This window comes from Mycobacterium shunyiense (assembly GCF_058270075.1).
On sequence record NZ_JBZDPU010000018.1, the window covers coordinates 34,758 to 56,011 of the forward strand.

A 21,254-nucleotide genomic window follows, 5' to 3' on the forward strand; every position below is an offset into this window, starting at 1 on the left:
TCTGAAAAAACTTGAGCCACCCCTGTAACGCGTGACCTTGGTCACACGAACCCATTGGTGACCGCACAGTTGCACGAACGTGATCAGCATCTGCAGCGGTCCTGGTGTCAAAGGTCGGGGAAGGGCCGTGAGATGACCATACGAAGTGCGTTGACCAGGACTTTCTGGATTACGGCAGCGTTGGCGGGCGCCATGCTGATGCCTCTGTTCGCAGGCACTGCGACCGCCGATGCGGACACGGTGAACTGGGACGCCATCGCCGAATGTGAGTCGGGCGGCAAGTGGTCCATCGACACAGGTAACGGCGCCTACGGCGGATTGCAGTTCAAACCCACCACCTGGGCCGCGCACGGCGGCACCGGTTCACCTGCCTCAGCCTCCCGGGAGGAGCAGATCCGGGTCGCCGAGAACGTCCTGGCCACCCAAGGGATCGGCGCCTGGCCCAAGTGCGGGCCCCGTGGCGGAGCGCCCGTCGGTTGGGCGACGCCCACCGCACCCACCGCGCCGACCGGCTGCCAGACCGTGCGTCCCGGCGCAGTGCTGGGCATTTTCGACCTACGCCGGTTCTGCACCACCTTTCTCGACCCGCTCGGGGCGTTCGGAGTGCCGCACTGAGCTCAACGCACCGGGGTGAACGCCGTGCGGCCGGCGATCGAGGCCAGATGCCGGGTCAACACGAATTCCGGCACCAGTACCGACGCCCGGGTGGCCGCGGCGCTGAGCAGCGGCGGGCGCAAGTTCACCAACCGCCCGACCAGCTCGGCCTCCCGCACGATCGTCATCACCCGCCTACGCCGCATCGTCGCGAACCGGGAGAACGCGCTGCCCAGATCGGCCTCGCCGGCAGCGAGGCCGGCGAGGGTGGCCGCATCCTCCAGCCCCTGGCAGCCGCCCTGGCCCAGATGTGGCCGCATTGGATGGGCCGCATCCCCGGCGATCACCGCGCGGCCGCGGGACCAGATGCGCGCGGGGGCACGGTCGTAGAGGTCGTTCCGGAGCACATCATTCGGATCGGTCGCGGCCAGCAGGGTCGGAATTGGCTCCGACCACGCCGCGAAGTGTCGCTTCAGGTGGGCCAGCTCGCCATCGGCTGTGGTCTGGCCGCGCGGCGCGCGCTGGGTGGCGAACCAATATGTGTGGTCGTCGCCGAGCGGCACGTGTCCGACCTGTGAGCCGGCACCCAGAGTCTCGCCCGACAGATCGGGATCCAGTGGGCAGGCGGCCACGGCGCGCCACGCGGTGTAGCCGGTGTAGCGGCGGGGCAGCGGTCCGTTCAGATGGCGGGCCACCACCGAGTCGACGCCGTCGGCGCCGACCAGGCCGGCCGCCTCGCGCACCGTGCCGTCGGTGAAGGTGACCCGCACGTTCGAGGCGCCGATCTCCACTTTGTCGGCGGTGAGCCCGTACTGGACCGTGCCAGGCGCGAGTGCGCCTGTGAGAATTTCGGTCAGGGTGGCGCGCCTGATCACCACCAGCGGTTCGCCCAGCGCCCGGGTGAACCGCTGCGCGTGCGGGCGGCGCAACCAGGCGCCGCCCGCCCGCCGCAGCGCTCCCGTGGTCACTCGGCCCCCTGCGCCGCGCACCTGATCGCCGAGACCGATCTCATCGAGTGCGGCCAGCGCGTTGGGCCACAGGCTGATTCCCGCGCCGGGGGTGACGTCCCGGCGGGCCTCTGCCACTGATACGTCGAATCCCTGCTGCTGCAATGCGACGGCGGTGGCCAGGCCGGTGATACCGGCACCGACGACCAGGACGGACTGTGCCATCGGTCGAATCTAACGGGTGGTATGAGGTGGCTCGCCGTGGCCGGAGTCGGGATCGGTAGCCTTCCAGCGTCTGCACAGTATTTGTACAGGTTTTCGCGCCCGAAGTGCCGGGCCAGAACACAGTGAGAGGACCCGATGAAACTCACCCGCTTCGGTATCGCGCTTGGCGCCACCCTGATTGCCGCATCCGCATTGAGCGGTTGCTCGAAGGCGACCGAGCTCCGGGATGCGGCCGCCGGCGCAGCCGAGAAGGTTGTCTCGTCGGGCACCGAGAAGATCACCGAAGCGGTCTCGGGCAATCTGTTCACCGCCGAGGGTATCGACAACGCCTTGGCGGCGATCGGCGAAAAGGTCGGCGCGAACCCGATGCAGGTGGTCGATGTCGTGATCACGCCGGGCGTCATCAAGGTCGAGGCAGTCGATCCCAAGGCCCCGACCGAGCTCAATGAGTGGAGTTACACGTCCGGCGCGGTCGCGCCGTCGCGTCCCATCGACTACGACGACGACACCGAGGCGTTGCAGCAGAATCTGTTCGTCACCTCCGACGTGCCGAGCAGTGCGATCGCCGCGGCGATCGACGGCGCCGTGGCGGCGAGCGGGATTGCCGACGGCAAGGTCCAGACGGTGAGTATCAAGCGCAACATCCCGTTCGACGAGAACGTGGTCATGTTCATCAACGTCCAGGGCGAGCGCAGCAGCAAGCAGGTGCGAGCCGACGTCACCGGCAAGATCACCGAAGTGGTCTGACCCACCGGAAACAACCTTGCCCTGCGGCCCGTACCGGACTCCGGTGCGGGCCGCACCATTACGGTGGGGAGCATGACGGCGTTCGACGATCTCGACGACTACTTCGCGCTTCCCCGGGTATCAGGTCTGGCGGTGTCGCCTGACGGCTCGCGGCTGGTCACGACGGTCAGTACCCTCAACGAGAAGAAAACCGAATTCCTCAGCGCTATATGGGAATTGGACCCGAGCGGAACTCAACCGGCGCGTCGGTTGACCCACGGGGCAAAGGGGGAGTCCACGCCGGTGTTCACCGCCGACGGAGACCTACTGTTCCTCGCAGTGCGCGCGGGTGAGGATGACGACAAGCCGCCCGCAGCCCTGTGGCGCCTGCCCGCGGCCGGCGGTGAGGCAATCGAGGTGCTGACGGTGCCCGGCGGTGTCGTCGGCGCGTTGAGTGCCCGGGCCGCCGACTCCACCGTGGTGACCGCGCCGCTGCTGCCGTCGTCGGCCGGAGTCGACGACGACAAGGCAAAGCGCGAGGCGCGCAAGGACACCAAGGTCTCAGCGATCCTGCACACCGGCTACCCCGTCCGGCACTGGGACCATGATCTGGGTCCGGACCAACCGCACCTTCTCGATGCCGAGGGGCCACGGGATCTGACCTCCGAGCCGGGCGCGGCGTTGCGTGAGACTACATTCGACCTGAGTGCCGACGGCGGATTCGTGGTGACGTCGTGGCAGACGCCGGGCCCTGGCACCGCCCTGCGCGTGGCCCTGGTGCGCATCGACCGGGTCACCGGAGAACGCACCACCATCGCCGAGGAACCCGGTGCCGACCTGGAACGCCCCGCGATCGCGCCGGATGGCAGCGCGGTGGCCTTCACCAGGGAAACCCATTCCACTCCCACCACGCCACCGCGGATCACGTTGTGTTGCATGCGGTTCGGTGAACATCCGGTGGAGTTGACCGGCGACTGGGACCGCTGGCCGTCCTCGGTGGCCTGGACACCGGACTCGTCGTCGCTCATCGTGACGGCCGACGACGGCGGCCGTGGCCCGATCTTCTCCGTCGACCCCATCTCCGGTGCGGTCACCCGGTTGACCCACGACGATTTCACCTACTCCGATGTTCGTCCCGCGCTCGGCGGCGTGATCTATGCGTTGCGCAGCTCCTATGCCGTGCCGGCACATCCGGTCCGCATCGATCCGGACGGCACCGTCACCGAAATCCCGTGCCTCGACGCACCCGAACTGCCCGGCACTCTGACCGAGGTGACCGCGACCGCCGCCGACGGCACGCCGATCCGCTCCTGGCTCACACTGCCCGCAGGCGACCAACCGGCCCCGCTGGTGTTGTGGATCCACGGCGGACCGTTGGGCAGCTGGAGCAGCTGGCACTGGCGGTGGAACCCGTGGCTGCTCACCGCCCTGGGATACGCCGTGCTGATGCCCGATCCGGGGCTGTCCACCGGCTACGGACAGGACTTCATCGCACGCGGGTGGGGCGCCTGGGGTGCCGACCCGTACACGGACCTGATGGCCGCGACGGATGCCGCGTGCGCACACCCGCGCGTCGACGCCACGCGCACGGCGGCGATGGGGGGATCGTTCGGCGGCTATATGGCCAACTGGATCGCCGGCCACACCGATCGGTTCGACGCGATCGTCACGCATGCCAGCCTGTGGGCGCTGGACCAGTTCGGGCCCACCACCGACGGCGCCTACTGGTGGGCTCGTGAGATGACACCCGAGATGGCCCAGCGCAATTCACCGCACCGGTTCGTCGGCGACATCACCACCCCGATGCTGGTCATCCACGGCGACAAGGACTATCGCGTGCCGATCGGCGAGGCGTTGCGGCTGTGGTACGAGTTGCTCACCCAGTCGGGGTTGCCCGCCGACGAGAATGGCGAAAGCCCCCACCGGTTCCTGTACTACCCGAGTGAGAACCACTGGGTGCTGTCGCCCCAGCACGCCAAGATCTGGTACCAGGTGGTGACCGCATTCCTCGGTGATCACCTACGCGGTCAACCGGTGCAGTTGCCCGAACTGCTCGGGTAGCGTCGGGAGCGTGACGCAGCGTGAGTTTGATCTGGTGCTGTACGGCGCCACAGGGTTCGCCGGAAAACTGACCGCCGAGTACCTGGCCCGGGCCGGGGGATCGGCCCGGATCGCCTTGGCCGGCCGTTCCGAGGAACGGTTGCGCGCGGTCCGTGACGGTCTGGGGCCGGGCGCGCAATCGTGGCCGTTGGTCACTGCCGACGCCACCTCACAGGCCTCGCTCGATGCGATGGCCGCGCGCACCCAGGTGGTGGTGACGACGGTGGGTCCCTACGCGCGCTACGGCATGCCGTTGGTCGCGGCGTGCGCGGCGGCCGGCACCGACTACGCCGACCTGACCGGTGAGACGACATTCATCCGAGACAGCATCGACCTGCACCACAAGCAGGCCGTCGACACCGGTGCGCGGATCGTCCATTCGTGCGGATTCGATTCGGTGCCATCGGATCTCACGGTGTACGCGCTGTATCAGCGGGCATCGGCGGACGGTGCGGGCGATCTCGGCGACACGAACCTGGTGGTGCGCAGTTTCGCCGGCGGCGTGTCGGGCGGCACTGTGGCCTCGATGCTGGAACTGCTCGACACACTGTCGTCGGATCCGGAGGCCAGGGCGCTGATGAACGATCCGTACACGCTGAGCCCCGACCGCGGTGCGGAGCCCGAACTCGGAGCTCAGCCCGACGTGCGGTGGCGCCGCGGCGGTGAGATTGCTCCCGAGCTCGCCGGCTATTGGACGGGCGCTTTTGCCATGGCGGCACCGAACACGCGAATCGTGCGGCGTAGCAACGCATTGCTGGACTATGCCTACGGGCGCCGGTTCGAGTACGCCGAGCAGATGAGCCTTGGGCGTTCGCTCGCCGCGCCGGTGGCCGCCGCCGCGGTCACCGGAGCCAATGCCTTCACCCTCGGTGTGGGAGGCCGCTATTTCAACCGGCTGCCCAGCGGACTGGTCGCGCGGCTCACACCGAAGCCGGGAACCGGCCCGAGCGAGCGGGCGCGCGAGCAGGGTCACTACCGCGTCGAGACGTATACGACGACGACGTCGGGTGCCCGGTACATGACGAGCATGACCCAGCAAGGCGATCCCGGATACAAGTCGACGGCGGTGCTGCTCGGCGAATGCGGACTGGCCCTGGCTACCGACCGGGACGCACTGTCGGAACGCCGGGGTGTGCTGACACCGGTGGCAGCGATGGGGGATGTGCTGCTGACCCGGCTACCAGCGGCCGGAGTGTCGCTGGAGACCACCAAGCTGGGCTGAGCCGTCACAACACAACGGATCGGCCTGCGTCGAACACCTGTGGGGCAAGATCAGATTCGACTAGTGTCGGTTGCGAGGACTTCCAGTACGCCAGCAACGAAGGTGGGATAGAAAAATGGCCGGTCTCGACGATCTGTTCGCGCAGATCCCCGTGGCGGATATCGCAAGCAAGCTCGGCGCAGATGAAGGCGAGGTGAACGCCGCCATCAAGACGCTGGTGCCCGCGCTCGTCGGTGGTGTGGCCGAGAACGTGCAGGCTGACAACATCGATTCGAGCGACCTCGAGTCTGCGGTCACGGCGCAGGGTGCCAGTGGCCTGCTCGACGGCGGAGTGAGCGTCGATCAAGTCGACGCCAACGAGGGCAACCAGATCGTGTCGAAGATCTTCGGCGGCAACGACAGCAACCAGGTCGCCTCGGCGCTCGCGGGTACCGGCGCCGGCGGCGGTGATCTGATCAAGAAGCTGCTGCCGATCCTGGCGCCCATCGTGCTGGCCTACATCGGCAAGCAGTTCTCGCAGCAGAACGCGCCCGCGCAGTCCGCGCCCCAGCCGCAGGCTTCCGGCGGCGGGCTCGGGGACATCCTCGGCAGCATCCTCGGTGGCGCGACCGGCGGCGGCAACAACAACCCGCTCGGCAGCATCCTGGGCAGTGTTCTGGGCGGCGGTGGCGGCCAGAACAACGCCATCGGCGAGATCCTCGGCGGCCTGCTCGGCGGCAAGAAGTAGGCCCACCCGCACCAGCTCGAGAGCCTCCGACGCCCAGCGAACGCACCGGGCATCGGGGGCTTTCGCGTTTCGGTGCACGTCCTTCTTAGAATGGCTCGGTGACTCCCACCCCTGACAACCGTGCCGATGCCCTCCCCAAATCCTGGGATCCGGCTGCGGTAGAAGCCGACCTGTACCAGGGCTGGGTGGACGCCGGATACTTCACCGCCGATCCGGCCAGCGAAAAGCCGCCGTACTCGATCGTGCTGCCGCCGCCCAACGTGACCGGCAGCCTGCACATGGGCCACGCGCTCGACCACACGCTGATGGACGCGCTCACGCGCCGCAAGCGGATGCAGGGCTTCGAGGTGCTGTGGCTGCCCGGCATGGACCATGCCGGCATCGCCACCCAGACCGTGGTGGAGAAGCAGCTCGCTGTCGACGGCAAGACCAAGGAAGACTTCGGCCGCGAGCTGTTCGTCGAGAAGGTCTGGGACTGGAAGCGTGAGTCGGGCGGCACCATCGGCGGGCAGATGCGTCGCCTCGGTGACGGCGTGGACTGGAGCCGCGACCGCTTCACCATGGACGAGGGCCTGTCGCGCGCGGTGCGGACCATCTTCAAGCGGCTCTTCGATGCCGGGCTGATCTACCAAGCTGAGCGCTTGGTCAACTGGTCACCGGTGCTGGAGACCGCGATCAGCGACCTCGAGGTCAAATACGAGGACGTCGAGGGCGAGTTGGTCTCGTTCCGCTACGGCTCGATGAACGACGACGAGCCCCACATCATCGTCGCCACCACCCGTGTGGAGACCATGCTCGGTGACACCGCGATCGCGGTGCATCCCGATGACGAGCGTTACCGCCATCTGGTCGGCAAGACTCTGCCGCACCCGTTCGTCGACCACGAGATGAACATCGTGGCCGACACCCACGTCGACCCCGAATTCGGTACCGGCGCAGTCAAAGTCACTCCCGCGCACGACCCGAACGACTTCGAGATCGGGCTGCGTCATCAGCTTCCGATGCCGACCATCATGGACGCCAAGGGCCGGATCGCCGACACCGGAACGCAATTCGACGGCATGGACCGGTTCGAGGCCCGGGTCAAGATCCGCGAGGCGCTGGCCGAGCAGGGCCGGATCGTCGCCGAGAAGCGGCCCTACCTGCACAGCGTCGGGCACTCCGAGCGCAGCGGTGAGCCCATCGAGCCGCGGCTGTCCCTGCAGTGGTGGGTCAAGGTGGACGGCCTGGCCAAGGCGGCCGGCGATGCGGTGCGCAACGGCGACACCGTGATTCACCCGCCGAGCCTGGAGCCGCGGTGGTTCGCCTGGGTGGACAACATGCACGACTGGTGCATCTCGCGGCAGTTGTGGTGGGGCCACCGGATCCCGATCTGGCACGGACCCAACGGCGAGACGGTGTGCGTCGGCCCCGACGAGACCCCGCCGGAGGGCTGGGAGCAGGACCGCGACGTGCTCGACACGTGGTTCTCCTCGGCGCTGTGGCCGTTCTCCACGATGGGCTGGCCCGAGCACACTCCGGATCTGGCCAAGTTCTATCCGACCTCGGTGCTGGTCACCGGCTACGACATCCTGTTCTTCTGGGTGGCGCGGATGATGATGTTCGGCACGTTCGTCGGCGACGATCCGGCCATCACGTTCGATGGCGCCCGCGGTCCGCAGGTGCCGTTCGAAAACGTCTTCCTGCACGGCCTCATCCGTGACGAGTTCGGGCGCAAGATGAGCAAGTCGCGTGGCAACGGCATCGACCCGCTGGACTGGGTGGAGAAATTCGGTGCCGACGCCCTGCGGTTCACCCTGGCCCGCGGCGCCAGCCCCGGCGGCGACCTGTCCATCGGTGAGGACCACGCCAGGGCCTCCCGCAACTTCGCCACCAAGCTGTTCAACGCGACCCGGTTCGCGCTGATGAACGGGGCGGCGCCCGCTGAACTGCCGGCGCTCGCCGACCTGACCGACGCCGACCGCTGGATCCTCGGCCGCCTCGAAGAGGTTCGCGCCGAGGTGGATGCCGCACTCGACAGCTACGAGTTCAACCGCGCCTGCGAGTCGCTGTACCACTTCGCCTGGGACGAGTTCTGCGACTGGTACGTGGAACTGGCCAAGGTGCAACTCGGGGAGGGTGTCGCTCATACAACGGCGGTTCTGGCCGCCGTGCTGGACGCTCTGCTCAAGCTGCTGCACCCAGTGATGCCGTTCGTCACCGAGACGTTGTGGAAGACGCTCACCGATGGTGAGTCCATCGTCATCGCGCAGTGGCCGCAGGCCTCCGGTATCGCGCTGGATCAGGTTGCCGCTCAACACATTGCCGACATGCAGAAGCTGATCACCGAGGTGCGACGCTTCCGCAGCGACCAGGGTCTGGCCGACCGGCAGCGGGTTCCGGCCCGGCTCTCGGCGATCACCGAGGCCGGCTTGACCGAGCAGCTGCCCGCAGTCACCGCGCTGGCGTGGCTGACCGACGCCGGTGACGGGTTCACCCCGTCGGCTTCGGTCGAGGTGCGTCTGGCGCAGGCCACGGTGCTCGTCGAGGTGGACACCTCGGGCACCGTCGATGTGGCGGCCGAGCGGCGCCGGTTGGAGAAGGACCTGGCCGCCGCCCAGAAGGAACTCGCGACAACCACGGCCAAACTCGGCAACGAGGCCTTCCTCGGCAAGGCTCCCGAGAACGTCGTCGACAAGATCCGCGGCCGCCAGCAGCTGGCCTCCGAAGAGGTCGAGCGGATCACGGCACGCCTGGCCGGGCTGTCCCAATGACCGATCCGGTCCCTTCGCCGGACGAGGTCGCCGCGCTGCTGCAGGTCGAGCACCTCCTCGACCAGCGGTGGCCCGAGACCAAACTCGACCCCAGCACGGCCCGGATCGCGGCGCTGCTGGAGCTCCTGGGCTCACCGCAGCGTGCCTACCCGTCGATTCACGTCGCAGGGACCAACGGCAAGACGTCGGTGGCCCGCATCATCGACGCGCTGCTGACCGCGCTGCACCGGCGTACCGGGCGCACCACCAGTCCGCACCTGCAGTCCGCCGTAGAGCGCATCTCGATCGACGGAAAGCCCATCACCCCGGCCCGTTACGTCGAGACCTATCGAGAGGTCGAACCGTTCGTGCAGCTGGTGGACCAGCAGTCCGAAGCGGCGGGCGGCCCCAAGATGAGCAAGTTCGAGGTTCTGACCGCGATGGCGTTCGCCGCCTTCGCCGACGTGCCCATCGATGTCGGGGTCATCGAGGTCGGGATGGGTGGGCGCTGGGACGCCACCAACGTCGTCAATGCCCCCGTCGCGGTGATCACGCCGATCGGTATCGACCACACCGACTATCTCGGTGACACGATCGCCGCGATCGCGGGGGAGAAGGCCGGCATCATCACCCGGCAGCCCGACGATCTGGTGCCGACCGACACGGTGGCCGTCATCGCGAAGCAGGTTCCAGAGGCCATGGAGGTGCTGCTGGAAGAGGCAGTGCGCGCCGACGCGGCCGTGGCCCGTGAAGACTCGGAATTCGCTGTGCTCAGCCGGCAGATCGCCATCGGCGGACAGGTGCTGGAGCTGCAGGGTCTGAGCGGGGTGTACTCCGATATCTTCCTGCCGCTGCACGGTGAACATCAGGCGCACAACGCCGTCCTGGCATTGGCCGCGGTCGAGGCGTTCTTCGGTGCGGGTGCCGACCGTCAGCTCGACGTCGACGCGATCCGGGCCGGTTTCGCGGCGGTCCAGAGCCCGGGCCGGATGGAACGAATGCGAAGTGCGCCAACGGTTTTCATTGACGCGGCGCACAATCCGGCCGGTGCGGCAGCGCTGGCGCAGACCCTGCAGCAGGAGTTCGACTTCCGCTACCTGGTCGGGGTGGTGTCGGTGATGGGAGACAAGGACGTCGGTGGCATCCTGACCGCGCTGGAGCCCGTCTTCGATCAGATCGTGGTCACCCACAACGGGTCCCCGCGGGCGATGGACGTCGAGTCGCTGGCGCTGCTGGCCGAGGAGCGCTTCGGCCAGGATCGCGTGATCACCGCCACGACGCTGCCGGACGCCATCGAGACGGCGACCGCGCTGGTGGAAGAGGCCGGTGCAGACGAAGGCCTGTCCGGGGCCGGCATGGTGATCACCGGTTCGGTGGTGACCGCCGGCGCGGCCCGGACCCTGTTCGGACGGGACCCGCAATGAACGATCAGACCCAGGGCAATCAGACCCCGAGCGATCCGACGCCCGGCGACACACCGGCACCGCCCGACCCCTGGAAGAGCTTCCGTGGGGTGATGGCGGGGACGCTGATCCTGGAAGCCATCGTCGTATTGCTGGCACTGCCGGTGGTGGGCACCAGCGCGGCGGGGCTGACCTGGGCCTCGGGCGGCTTCGTGGTCGGGCTGGCCGTCGTGTTGATCCTGATGTCCGGGATCCAGGGCCGGCCGTGGGCCATCTGGGCGAACCTGGGCATCCAGCTTGTGGTGATCGCCGGGGCGCTGATCCATGGGGCGATCGGCTTCATCGGCGTGATCTTCGCCGTGGTCTGGCTGTTGATCGTGTACCTGCGGCGCGAGGTCAAACGCAGACAGGATCGCGGTCTGCTGCCCGGCCAGCAGCCGCCCAGCGAATAGCCGCGTCGTAGCTGCGCCGCAGTCCGGGCTCGGCCGAGGGCCCGAAATGGCGCAGCGCGGTTACCGACCGGTACGCTCTCTGCTCGTGACTGAGCAGACCCTTGTCCTGATCAAGCCCGACGGCGTGCAGCGCCACCTGGTCGGAGAGATCCTCTCCCGGATCGAGCGCAAGGGCCTGACCCTCGCCGCGCTGGAACTGAAGAACGTCAGCGTCGAGCTGGCCAAGCAGCACTACGCCGAGCATGACGGCAAGCCGTTCTTCGACTCGCTGCTGGAGTTCATCACCTCCGGGCCCGTCGTCGCCGCCATCGTGGAGGGCCCGCGTGCCATCGCGGCGTTCCGCCAGATCGCCGGTGGCACCGACCCGGTGGAGAAGGCTGTGCCCGGCACCATCCGCGGTGACCTGGCGCTTGTGACCCAGGACAACCTCGTGCACGGATCGGATTCGCCGGAGTCGGCGGCCCGTGAGATCGCCCTGTGGTTCCCTGGCGAAGCCTCCGCCGGATAAACCTTCTCGCAGTCTGGTCTGTACCGCGTCAGTGATGTGGGATACTGGCTTCGGGTGTTCAGCCTCAACCGAGGTTGAACACCCGAATGAAGACTTCGACGAGCGCGACCACCGCAATCCGGTGCGGCGCGGGCCGTCCAGCCATCATTCAGCCAGGCACCGGGTGGGTTCGGTAGCGAACCGCCCGGAGCGAGACCACAACAAGCCCGGGGAAAGTGTCCCGGGCCAATAGCGGAAGCCCTCGCGTGGCCGCGTCGTTACGACGCGCCCGGGGGCTTGAGGAGAATTCGTGGCCGAAGATGCCCAGAATGACGACCTATCAACCCAGACTCCGCAGCAGGAGGGACTGCCCGAGCGGCTGAGAGTCCACTCCCTGGCGCGGGTGCTCGGAACGACAAGCCGGCGCGTCCTCGACGCCCTGGCCGAGTTCGATGGGCGTCAGCGCAGTGCGCACTCCACGGTCGAAAAGGCCGACGCCGAGCGGGTCCGTGACGCGCTGGCCCTCGGGTCGACCGACCCGGAGCCGGTTGAGCAGGCAGAACCGGTCCAGGTCGAAGCAGTCAGTGTCATGGTGGCCGAGTCGGTCGCGGCTCCTGTCGACGCGCCGGGGGTCGCTGCGGTCGATGCTCCCGAGGGCGAAGCCGCCGAGGCCGACCCCGTCCTCGTGGGTGACGAGCCCGAGTCGCGGCTGATCCTGGAGACCGCCAACATCCCCCCGGCTCGCGAAGCTCACACCGAGCGGGCCGATTACCTGCCGCTGTTCGTCGCCCCGCAGCCCGTGGCGTTCGTCCCGGTGCGTGTCCAAGAGGATGACGACGACGAAGACGACACCGACGCCGACACCGACACGGATGCCGACGCCGACGTCGATACCGATGACGAGCAGGCCGATCGTCCGGCCGCTCGCCGGCGGCGCCGCGGCCGTCGCGGGCGTGGGCGTGGGCGTGGTGAGCAGGCAGACGACACCGACTCGGGCCCGGATTCCGATACCGACACCGCCGACGATCAAGGCGAGTCCGATCAGGATTCCGAAGACGACTCCGATGAGTCGGACGAGAACAACGACGAGGACACCGCAGGTGGTGACGGCAGCAGCCGACGCCGTCGTCGCCGCCGCCGGCGCAAGTCCGGTTCTGGCGACAACGATGACGCGAGCTCTCCGGATGACCCGCCGAACACCGTTGTGCACGAGCGCGCGCCCCGCGCCGAGCGGTCCGGCAAGAGCAGCGACGATTCGGAGATCCAGGGGATCAGCGGATCGACCCGTCTGGAGGCCAAGCGTCAGCGCCGCCGCGATGGCCGCGACGCCGGCCGCCGTCGGCCCCCGATCCTGAGCGAGGCCGAGTTCCTGGCCCGGCGCGAGGCCGTCGAACGCACCATGATCGTGCGCGACAAGATCCGCACCGAGCCGCCGCACGAGGGCGCCCGCTACACCCAGATCGCCGTGCTGGAAGACGGCGTCGTCGTCGAGCATTTCGTTACGTCCGCGGCGTCCGCCAGCCTGGTCGGCAACATCTACCTCGGCATCGTGCAGAACGTGCTGCCCTCGATGGAGGCCGCCTTCGTCGATATCGGCCGCGGCCGCAACGGTGTGCTCTATGCCGGTGAGGTGAACTGGGAGGCCGCCGGCCTCGGCGGGTCGAACCGCAAGATCGAGCAGGCCCTCAAGCCGGGTGATTATGTCGTCGTCCAGGTCAGCAAGGATCCGGTGGGGCACAAGGGTGCCCGGCTCACCACGCAGGTGTCGCTGGCCGGCCGCTACCTGGTCTACGTGCCGGGTGCGTCGTCGACCGGGATCAGCCGCAAGCTGCCCGACACCGAACGTCAGCGGCTCAAGGAGATCCTCAAGGAGGTCGTGCCCGCCGATGCCGGTGTGATCATCCGGACCGCCTCGGAGGGCGTCAAAGAAGAGGACATCCGCTCCGACGTCGAGCGACTGCAACAGCGCTGGACCGAGATCGAGGCCAAGGCCGCCGAGGTCACCGCGAAGAAGGCGGGAGCGGCCGTCGCCCTCTACGAAGAACCCGACGTGCTGGTCAAGGTCATCCGCGACCTGTTCAACGAGGACTTCTCGGGTCTGATCGTCTCGGGCGACGAGGCCTGGGACACGATCAACTCCTACGTGAACACCGTCGCTCCCGATCTGGTGGGCCGGCTCACGAAGTACGAACCCGCCGGCGGCGCCGAGGCTCCCGACGTGTTCGCCGTGCACCGCATCGACGAGCAGCTGGCGAAGGCGCTGGACCGCAAGGTGTGGCTGCCCTCGGGTGGCACCCTGGTGATCGACCGCACCGAGGCGATGACCGTCGTCGACGTCAACACCGGCAAGTTCACCGGCGCGGGCGGCAATCTCGAGCAGACCGTCACCCGCAACAACCTGGAAGCGGCCGAGGAGATCGTGCGGCAACTGCGGTTGCGGGACATCGGCGGCATCGTGGTGATCGACTTCATCGACATGGTGCTCGAGTCGAACCGGGATCTGGTGTTGCGCAGGCTGACCGAGGCGCTGGGCCGGGACCGCACCCGCCATCAGGTGTCCGAGGTGACCTCACTGGGCCTCGTCCAGCTGACCCGAAAGCGGTTGGGAACGGGTCTCGTCGAAGCTTTCTCGACCACCTGCACGCACTGCGCGGGTCGCGGCATCGTGTTGCACGGTGACCCGGTCGACACCGCCTCGTCGTCGAACGCCGGACGCAAGGCCGAAACCACCGGCGGTAGCCGTCGCAGCAAGCGGGGCAAGCGGGGCAATGCCCGCCCGGAGCCCGAAGAGGTGCCGGTCGTCAAGGTGCCCGATCATCCCGCCGGCGAACATCCGATGTTCAAGGCCATGGCCGCAGCCAACGGCCGCCACGACGAAGATGACGAGGGTCATGGGGCCCACGAAGCCTTCGACGAGCACGAGCAGACCGACGGCGAGGTTCACGAGGCCGAGGGCGACGAGCAGACGACGCCCGAGCAGGCCGATGAATCGACCGGCGGCGAGTTCGATACGCAGGACGCCGACGAACCGGACGAGGCCGACGACTCCGACGAGGCCGACGAGTCCGAAGACTCCGAAGACTCCGATGAGGATGACGCCGAGGACGAGATCGACCTCGACGACGACCTCGACGATGACGACGAGGATGACGACCTGGACGACATCGACGACGACTCGGACGACGAGGACTCAGACGACGACTCGGATGACGAAGAAGACGATGACGACTCGGATGATGAGGAAGACGAAGACGAGCCCGAAGAAGACGTCTACCAGGCGCCGGCTCCGGTGATTGCGGAGGTGCAGCCTTCCCGCGGCCGCACTCGTCGACGTGCCGCAGCCAGGCCCGCGGGGCCGCCGACCCACGAGTAGAGGGCGGTTTGACCCTCTACCCGCTGGTCAAGTACCCTTGACCAGTTGTCTCCAGTGCCTGTGTGACCACAGGCTGGTGACGGCGGGATATCCCGCCACCCAAGACCCGCGCACGCACCGACCGGTAGCGCGCGCCCGCAGAGAGCAGCAGAGCAGAGGACACGATGGCGACATACGCAATCGTCAAGACCGGTGGCAAGCAGTACAAGGTTGCCGCCGGTGACGTGGTGAAGGTTGAGAAGCTCGACGCCGAGCCCGGCGCGTCGGTGTCGCTGCCCGTGGCCCTCGTGGTCGACGGTGCCAAGGTCACCAGCAAGGCCGATGACCTGGCCAAGGTTGCCGTCACCGGCGAGGTGCTCGAGCACACCAAGGGTCCCAAGATCCGTATCCACAAGTTCAAGAACAAGACCGGCTACCACAAGCGCCAGGGGCACCGTCAGCAGTTGACCGTGCTCAAGGTCACCGGCATCAAGTAACGAGGGAGCGAACTAATGGCACACAAAAAGGGCGCTTCCAGCTCTCGTAACGGTCGCGAGTCCGCAGCACAGCGGCTCGGCGTGAAGCGTTTCGGTGGTCAGGTCGTCAAGGCAGGCGAGATCCTCGTCCGTCAGCGCGGCACTCACTTCCACCCCGGCGTCAACGTCGGTCGTGGTGGCGATGACACGCTGTTCGCGCTGGCCCCCGGCTCCGTGGAGTTCGGTTCCAAGCGCGGTCGCAAGCACGTGAACATCGTTCCCGTGCCGCGCCCGGAGGCCTGAGACTCAGAGGATTCTCCGCGAATGTGAAGCAGCTGCGAGTTCTCGATAGGACTTTCGCGATAGCTTCACATTCGACGGAGAGGATGTCTGATGCCACGGTTTGTCGACCGCGTCGTCATCCATGCGAGTGCAGGCAACGGCGGCCACGGCTGCGCGTCGGTGCACCGCGAGAAATTCAAACCCCTCGGTGGCCCTGACGGCGGTAACGGTGGTCACGGTGGCAGCATCGTGCTCGTCGTCGATCCGCAGGTTCACACCCTGCTCGACTTTCATTTCCATCCGCATGTCGTCGCGCCCTCGGGTAAGCAGGGCGCGGGCAGCAATCGTGACGGCGCGGCCGGCGACGATCTGATCGTGCGCGTGCCGGACGGCACCGTGGTGCTGGACGAGAGCGGCCGCATGCTGGCGGACCTGGTCGGTGCCGGTACCCGGTTCGAGGCGGCGGCCGGTGGTCGCGGGGGGCTCGGTAACGCCGCACTCGCTTCCCGGGCCCGCAAGGCGCCCGGCTTCGCCCTGCTCGGTGAGAAGGGCCAGACCCGGGATCTCACGCTCGAGCTGAAAACCGTCGCCGATGTCGGTCTGATCGGTTTCCCGTCGGCGGGTAAATCCTCTCTGGTGTCGACCATCTCGGCGGCCAAGCCCAAGATCGCCGACTACCCGTTCACCACACTGGTGCCCAACCTGGGTGTGGTGTCGGCCGGCGAAAACACCTTCACCGTCGCCGACGTTCCCGGCTTGATCCCCGGTGCGTCCGAGGGGCGTGGTCTGGGCCTGGAATTCCTTCGGCACCTTGAGCGCTGCGCGGTGCTCGTGCATGTCGTGGATTGCGCCACCATGGAGCCCGGGCGTGACCCGATCTCCGATATCGAGGCGCTGGAGGCGGAACTCGCGGCGTACACCCCGACCCTGCAGGGCGATTCCGCGTTGGGTGACCTGGCGTCGCGGCCACGTGCGGTGGTGTTCAACAAGATCGACGTTCCCGACGCCCGCGAGCTTGCCGACTTCGTGCGTGAAGAAGTGCAGTCGCAGTTCGGCTGGCCGGTGTATGAGATCTCGACGGTCAGCCGTGATGGCTTGCGGCCGTTGATCTTTGCGTTGTGGGAGATGGTGAAGGCCTATCGCGATGCGCAACCCGAGGTGGTGCCGAGGCGTCCGGTGATCCGCCCGATCGCCGTTGACGACAGCGGCTTCACCGTCGAGACCGACGGGTACGGCGGGTTCATCGTGCGAGGTACCCGGCCCGAGCGCTGGATCGCCCAGACCAACTTCGACAATGACGAGGCCGTCGGTTACCTCGGTGACCGGTTGGCGCGGTTGGGTGTCGAGGACGCCTTGTGGAAGAAGGGCGCCAAGCCCGGCTGCGCCGTGACCATCGGCGATATGACCTTCGACTGGGAACCGCAGACTCCTGCCGGCGTCGACATGCCGCTCACCGGACGTGGCACAGACATCCGGCTCGAGCAGACCGACCGCATCGGCGCCGCCGAGCGCAAGGCCGCGCGTCGTGAACGGCGCCAGCCCGGGAGTGAAGACGAGTGACGAGCGCAGGCTCGGCGCCCTCGGTACACCGGGAAGCGATTCGGACCGCTCGCAGTGTCGTCGTCAAGGTCGGCACCACTGCGCTGACCACCCCCTCCGGTGTCTTCGATGCGGGCCGCCTCGCGGTTCTGGTCGAGGCCATCGAGGGTCGGATGCGGGCCGGTTCCGACCTGGTGATCGTGTCGTCGGGTGCCATCGCCGCCGGTATCGAGCCGCTCGGGCTGTCCAAGCGCCCCACCGATCTGGCCACCAAGCAGGCGGCCGCCAGCGTCGGACAGGTGGCCCTGGTCAACGCCTGGAGTTCGGCCTTCGCCGTCTACAGCCGCACGGTCGGGCAGGTACTGCTGACCGCCCATGACATCGCGATGCGGGTGCAGCACAACAACGCTCAGCGCACGCTGGACCGGTTGCGCGCGCTGCACGCGGTCGCGATCGTCAACGAGAACGACACCGTGGCCACCAACGAGATCAGGTTCGGCGACAATGATCGGCTTTCGGCGCTGGTGGCCCAGTTGGTCGGCGCCGACGCGCTGATCCTGCTGTCTGACATCGACGGCCTGTACGACTCTGATCCCCGAAAAGGGAACGCGCGCTTCATTCCCGAGGTCGGGGCGCAGGGGGACCTCGACGGGGTGGTCGCCGGCGGCGGTAGCAACCTGGGCACCGGCGGCATGGCATCGAAGCTGTCGTCGGCCCTGCTGGCGGCCGATGCCGGGGTGCCGGTGCTGCTTGCCGCCGCCGCGGATGCGGCCGCGGCACTGAGCGACGCCTCGGTGGGCACGGTGTTCGCGCCGCGGCCAGAGCGGATGTCGGCGCGGCGGTTCTGGGTTCGCCACACGGCGGAGTCGCACGGAGTGTTGACCCTCGACGACGGTGCGGTGCGGGCGGTCGTCAAGCAGCGGCGTTCATTGCTGCCTGCCGGGATCACCGAGGTCTCCGGTCACTTCCACGGCGGCGATGTGGTGGATCTCCGGGCGTTGGACGGCAAGACGGTCGCGCGTGGCGTGGTCGCCTACGAGGCGTCGGAGCTGGCCGCGATCATCGGCCGCTCGACGCCTGATCTGCCGGCCGAACTGCGCCGGCCCGCGGTGCACGCCGACGATCTGGTCGCTCTCTAGCGATTTGGGAGCATGCACCGGAGCCGCCCGGCGCCAGATGCACCGAAATCACCGGGGCGGGGACTCCAGATACAGGGCGCCCCAGATGATCTCGGTGAGCGTGTCGGCCAGCTCGGCGTCGTAGGAGGCCGGGTGTGACGGCAGATTCTGGTGGCAGGTCCGTTCCACCATCCAGGTCAGCGTGCTCGCGGTGACGGCGGCAGGCAGTTGCGGCCGGATGGTCCCGTCGGACTGCCCGTCCTCGATCACTTTCGTGAGCTGGTCGGCGATCCCGGTCAGCAGTTCACGGTAGGTCTGCCCGACCAGTGGGTCATAACCCGACATCTCGTTGAGCGCGATCAGCACCGGCTGATGGCTCCGATAGCTGGCGACGATGCCGGACATGGCGGCGTGGACGTCGGCGGGGTTGCGGCGACCGGCGACGCCCCACCACCGCTCGGCAGCGCGGGTGAGATCGCCGAACACCTGGCTGGCCAGCCGGCGCAGCAGATGACCCTTGTCCTCGAAGTAGATGTAGAAGCTGGCCCGGGAGATCCCGGCCTCGGTGGCCAGTCTGTCCACGCTGAGTTCGGTGAAGCTGGTGCCGTCGGCCATCAGCCGGTCGGTGGCGTCGAGCAGTTGGCGTTCGATCCGCTCGCGCCGTTCCTCCCTTTTGGCCTGCGGTTTTCGCGTTACCGATGGCATGGGCCCAGCGTATCGGAACGCGACACACCTTGACTAGACATAGTGTCTAGACTTATCGTCACCACCATGACTGTGTCGCCCATCACATCTGCTGCTTCCTGGCCTGCTGCGGCCCGCCCCTACGACCCGATCGACCTGTCCTCACGGGTGTTCTGGGCCACCACGGCCGCTGATCGCGAGGTCGCCTTCGCCGAGCTACGTGCCTCCCGCCCGGTCAGTTGGCATCCGCCCGTCGAGGACGCGCTCATGCCGGATCCCGACGATCGCGGGTTCTGGGCGGTCACCCGGCACGCGGACATCGTGGCGGTGAGCCGTGACAGCGAGACATTCCTGTCGGGCAAAGGGGTGTTGTTCGAGTCCGTTCCGGAGGAGTTGCTCGAGGCGTCACAGTCCTTCCTGGCGATGGACGCGCCACGGCACACGCTGATCCGCAAACTGGTCCACGCCGCATTCACGCCACGGCAGGTGGCCCGCATCGAAGACTCGATCAAGGACAACGCCCGTCAGATCGTGGCCGAGCTCGAAGAAGTCGGCAGCGGGGTGGACTTCGTCGATCAGTGCGCCAAGGAACTACCGATCCGCACGTTGTCGGACATGGTCGGCATCCCCGAGTCCGAGCGTCAGCGGGTGGCGCATGCCGCCGACGCGCTGGTGTCCTGGGCCGACCCGGTCTACCTGGCCGGGCGCCACCCGCTCGAGGTGCTGATGCAGAACCAGATGTACCTGCATCAGGTGGCGAACGCACTTGCCGCGGAACGTCGGGAGAACCCGGGCAACGATCTGATCAGCGCACTGGTTCACGCCGAGGTCGACGGGGACCGGCTCACCGACGCCGAGGTTGCGGCGTTCTTCGTCCTACTGGCGGTGGCTGGCAACGACACCACCCGCCAGACCACCAGCCACGCGCTCAAGGCGCTGACCGACCATCCCGACCAACGGGCCTGGCTCATGGCCGATTTCGACGACCGGATCGGCGGAGCGGTCGAGGAGTTCGTGCGGTGGGCGACCCCGGTGATGACGTTCCGCCGCACCGCGGCCGTCGACATCGAACTCGGTGGGCAGCAGATCCTGGCGGGGGAGAAGGTGGTGATGTTCTACGCCTCGGGCAACCAGGATTCCGAAGTGTTCGACCGGCCCGAGGTCTTCGATCTGAGCCGTAAGCCCAACCCGCACCTGGGATTCGGGGGCGGCGGCCGTCACTTCTGCCTGGGCGCACACGTTGCCCGGACACAGTTGCGGGCGATCTTCGGCGAGCTGCTGCACCAGCTGCCCGACATCGCCGCGGGTGAGCCGGCCTATCTGGCGGGCAACTTCGTGCACGCTATCCGGTCGATGCCGTGCACGTTCTGAGCTCGCCGGCCAACAGGGTCAACATCTCCGAACAGCCCGCTTCGACCTTGACTGTGGCCAGGTCGTCGCCGCGGGTGGGGCCGCGGTTGATGATCCCCACCGGGATGTCGTGCGCGGCCGCGTGCCGGACGAATCGATAGCCGGAGTACACCGTCAGCGAGGAGCCCGCGACCAACAGTGCCTCGGCGTCCTCGACCATCGAATACGCCTGCTCGACGCGATCTTTCGGGACACTCTCGCCGAAGTAGACGATGTCGGGTTTGAGCATGCCCGCACAGCCCGGGCAGTCCACGATGGTGAACGAATCGGTGTCGCTGACCACGGCGTCGGCGTCGGGTGCCACTGCGATGCCGCCGACCGCCTCGGCGCGTTCGATGAAGCCGGGATTGGCCGTCTCCAGTGCGTCGGCCAGCTCGTCGCGCCCCATCGTCGCGCCGCAGTCCAGGCAGATCACCTGTGCATAGGTGCCGTGCAGGTTGACCACCGACCGGCTTCCGGCCTTGCTGTGCAGCAGATCGACGTTCTGGGTGATCAGTCCACTCACCACCCCGGCGTCTTCCAGCGCGGCCAAGGCGCGATGCCCGGCATTCGGCAGTGTCTCGTCCATGTGGCGCCAGCCGACATGATTGCGGGCCCAGTACCGCTGACGGAACTCCGGATCAGAGGTGAACTGTCGGATCGTCATCGGGTTGCTGGGCGGGGAATCGGGGCCGCGGTAGTCGGGGATGCCCGAATCGGTCGACATCCCGGCTCCCGTCAGCACCGCGACGCGGCGTCCCTCCAGGAGGGCGACGAGTTCGGGAGCATCCACCCTCGC

18 protein-coding genes are annotated in these 21,254 nt (G+C 67.7%); 15 read left to right on the plus strand and 3 right to left on the minus strand.

The genetic code is table 11. From position 1 onward, the window contains the following. The first annotated feature begins 132 nt into the window (after positions 1–132). Positions 133–615, plus strand: coding sequence for a transglycosylase family protein (locus AC4ELH_RS23165; protein ID WP_498886935.1), 483 nt, complete (start codon positions 133–135; stop codon positions 613–615). A 2-nt stretch (positions 616–617) separates the two neighbouring features. Here the strand turns inward: AC4ELH_RS23165 and AC4ELH_RS23170 are convergent, their stop codons facing one another. Then, positions 618–1,766 (minus strand): FAD-dependent oxidoreductase, encoded by a 1,149-nt coding sequence (locus AC4ELH_RS23170; RefSeq protein WP_498886936.1) that lies wholly within the window; start codon positions 1,764–1,766, stop codon positions 618–620. 135 nt (positions 1,767–1,901) lie between these two features. Here AC4ELH_RS23170 and AC4ELH_RS23175 point away from each other — a divergent pair, with 135 nt between their 5' ends. The 13 genes from AC4ELH_RS23175 to proB all read left to right on the plus strand — a co-directional run bounded on the left by AC4ELH_RS23175 (position 1,902) and on the right by proB (position 18,403). Further along, complete coding sequence (locus AC4ELH_RS23175) at positions 1,902–2,513, plus strand: hypothetical protein (RefSeq protein WP_498886938.1); 612 nt, start codon at positions 1,902–1,904, stop codon at positions 2,511–2,513. 72 nt (positions 2,514–2,585) lie between these two features. Next, a complete protein-coding gene (locus AC4ELH_RS23180; RefSeq protein ID WP_498886940.1) occupies positions 2,586–4,553 on the plus strand; it encodes a S9 family peptidase in 1,968 nt (655 codons plus the stop codon). A 10-nt stretch (positions 4,554–4,563) separates the two neighbouring features. Then, positions 4,564–5,814, plus strand: a complete 1,251-nt coding sequence (locus tag AC4ELH_RS23185; RefSeq protein ID WP_498886942.1) for a saccharopine dehydrogenase family protein — start codon at positions 4,564–4,566, stop codon at positions 5,812–5,814. A gap of 115 nt (positions 5,815–5,929) precedes the next feature. Beyond that, positions 5,930–6,541 carry a DUF937 domain-containing protein gene (locus tag AC4ELH_RS23190; protein ID WP_064882522.1) on the plus strand — a complete coding sequence of 204 codons (612 nt, stop codon included), beginning with the start codon at positions 5,930–5,932 and terminating at the stop codon, positions 6,539–6,541. 98 nt (positions 6,542–6,639) lie between these two features. After that, the gene (locus AC4ELH_RS23195; RefSeq protein WP_498886944.1) at positions 6,640–9,294 is read left to right on the plus strand and encodes a valine--tRNA ligase; all 2,655 of its coding nucleotides are present in this window, start codon (positions 6,640–6,642) and stop codon (positions 9,292–9,294) included. After that, positions 9,291–10,697 (plus strand): bifunctional tetrahydrofolate synthase/dihydrofolate synthase, encoded by a 1,407-nt coding sequence (folC, locus tag AC4ELH_RS23200; RefSeq protein WP_448448847.1) that lies wholly within the window; start codon positions 9,291–9,293, stop codon positions 10,695–10,697. The genes AC4ELH_RS23195 and folC overlap by 4 nt, the downstream gene beginning before the upstream one ends. Continuing rightward, complete coding sequence (locus AC4ELH_RS23205) at positions 10,694–11,128, plus strand: DUF4233 domain-containing protein (protein ID WP_064882516.1); 435 nt, start codon at positions 10,694–10,696, stop codon at positions 11,126–11,128. The genes folC and AC4ELH_RS23205 overlap by 4 nt, the downstream gene beginning before the upstream one ends. An 85-nt stretch (positions 11,129–11,213) precedes the next feature. After that, complete coding sequence (gene ndk, locus AC4ELH_RS23210; protein ID WP_055115579.1) at positions 11,214–11,636, plus strand: nucleoside-diphosphate kinase; 423 nt, start codon at positions 11,214–11,216, stop codon at positions 11,634–11,636. A 289-nt stretch (positions 11,637–11,925) separates the two neighbouring features. Next, complete coding sequence (rne, locus tag AC4ELH_RS23215; RefSeq protein ID WP_448448849.1) at positions 11,926–14,988, plus strand: ribonuclease E; 3,063 nt, start codon at positions 11,926–11,928, stop codon at positions 14,986–14,988. A 164-nt stretch (positions 14,989–15,152) separates the two neighbouring features. Continuing rightward, on the plus strand, positions 15,153–15,464 hold the full coding sequence (gene rplU / locus AC4ELH_RS23220; protein WP_029367319.1) for a 50S ribosomal protein L21: 312 nt from the start codon (positions 15,153–15,155) through the stop codon (positions 15,462–15,464). Between the two features lie 15 nt (positions 15,465–15,479). Continuing rightward, positions 15,480–15,746: a 50S ribosomal protein L27 gene (gene rpmA, locus AC4ELH_RS23225; RefSeq protein WP_003879727.1), complete on the plus strand. Its 267-nt coding sequence runs from the start codon at positions 15,480–15,482 to the stop codon at positions 15,744–15,746. Positions 15,747–15,836: 90 nt separating this feature from the next. Next, positions 15,837–17,285: a GTPase ObgE gene (gene obgE / locus AC4ELH_RS23230; RefSeq protein ID WP_448448850.1), complete on the plus strand. Its 1,449-nt coding sequence runs from the start codon at positions 15,837–15,839 to the stop codon at positions 17,283–17,285. Continuing rightward, on the plus strand, positions 17,282–18,403 hold the full coding sequence (gene proB / locus AC4ELH_RS23235; protein ID WP_064960358.1) for a glutamate 5-kinase: 1,122 nt from the start codon (positions 17,282–17,284) through the stop codon (positions 18,401–18,403). Before obgE ends, proB begins: the two co-directional genes overlap by 4 nt. 48 nt (positions 18,404–18,451) lie before the next feature. Here proB and AC4ELH_RS23240 read toward each other — a convergent pair whose 3' ends face one another. Further along, on the minus strand, positions 18,452–19,087 hold the full coding sequence (locus AC4ELH_RS23240; protein WP_064882507.1) for a TetR/AcrR family transcriptional regulator: 636 nt from the start codon (positions 19,085–19,087) through the stop codon (positions 18,452–18,454). A 66-nt stretch (positions 19,088–19,153) separates the two neighbouring features. Here AC4ELH_RS23240 and AC4ELH_RS23245 point away from each other — a divergent pair, with 66 nt between their 5' ends. Then, positions 19,154–20,437 (plus strand): cytochrome P450, encoded by a 1,284-nt coding sequence (locus AC4ELH_RS23245; RefSeq protein ID WP_448448852.1) that lies wholly within the window; start codon positions 19,154–19,156, stop codon positions 20,435–20,437. Here AC4ELH_RS23245 and AC4ELH_RS23250 read toward each other — a convergent pair. Beyond that, positions 20,409–21,248 (minus strand): NAD-dependent protein deacetylase, encoded by an 840-nt coding sequence (locus tag AC4ELH_RS23250; RefSeq protein WP_448448854.1) that lies wholly within the window; start codon positions 21,246–21,248, stop codon positions 20,409–20,411. The two genes, AC4ELH_RS23245 and AC4ELH_RS23250, sit on opposite strands and share 29 nt — an antisense overlap. Positions 21,249–21,254 lie beyond the last annotated feature (6 nt).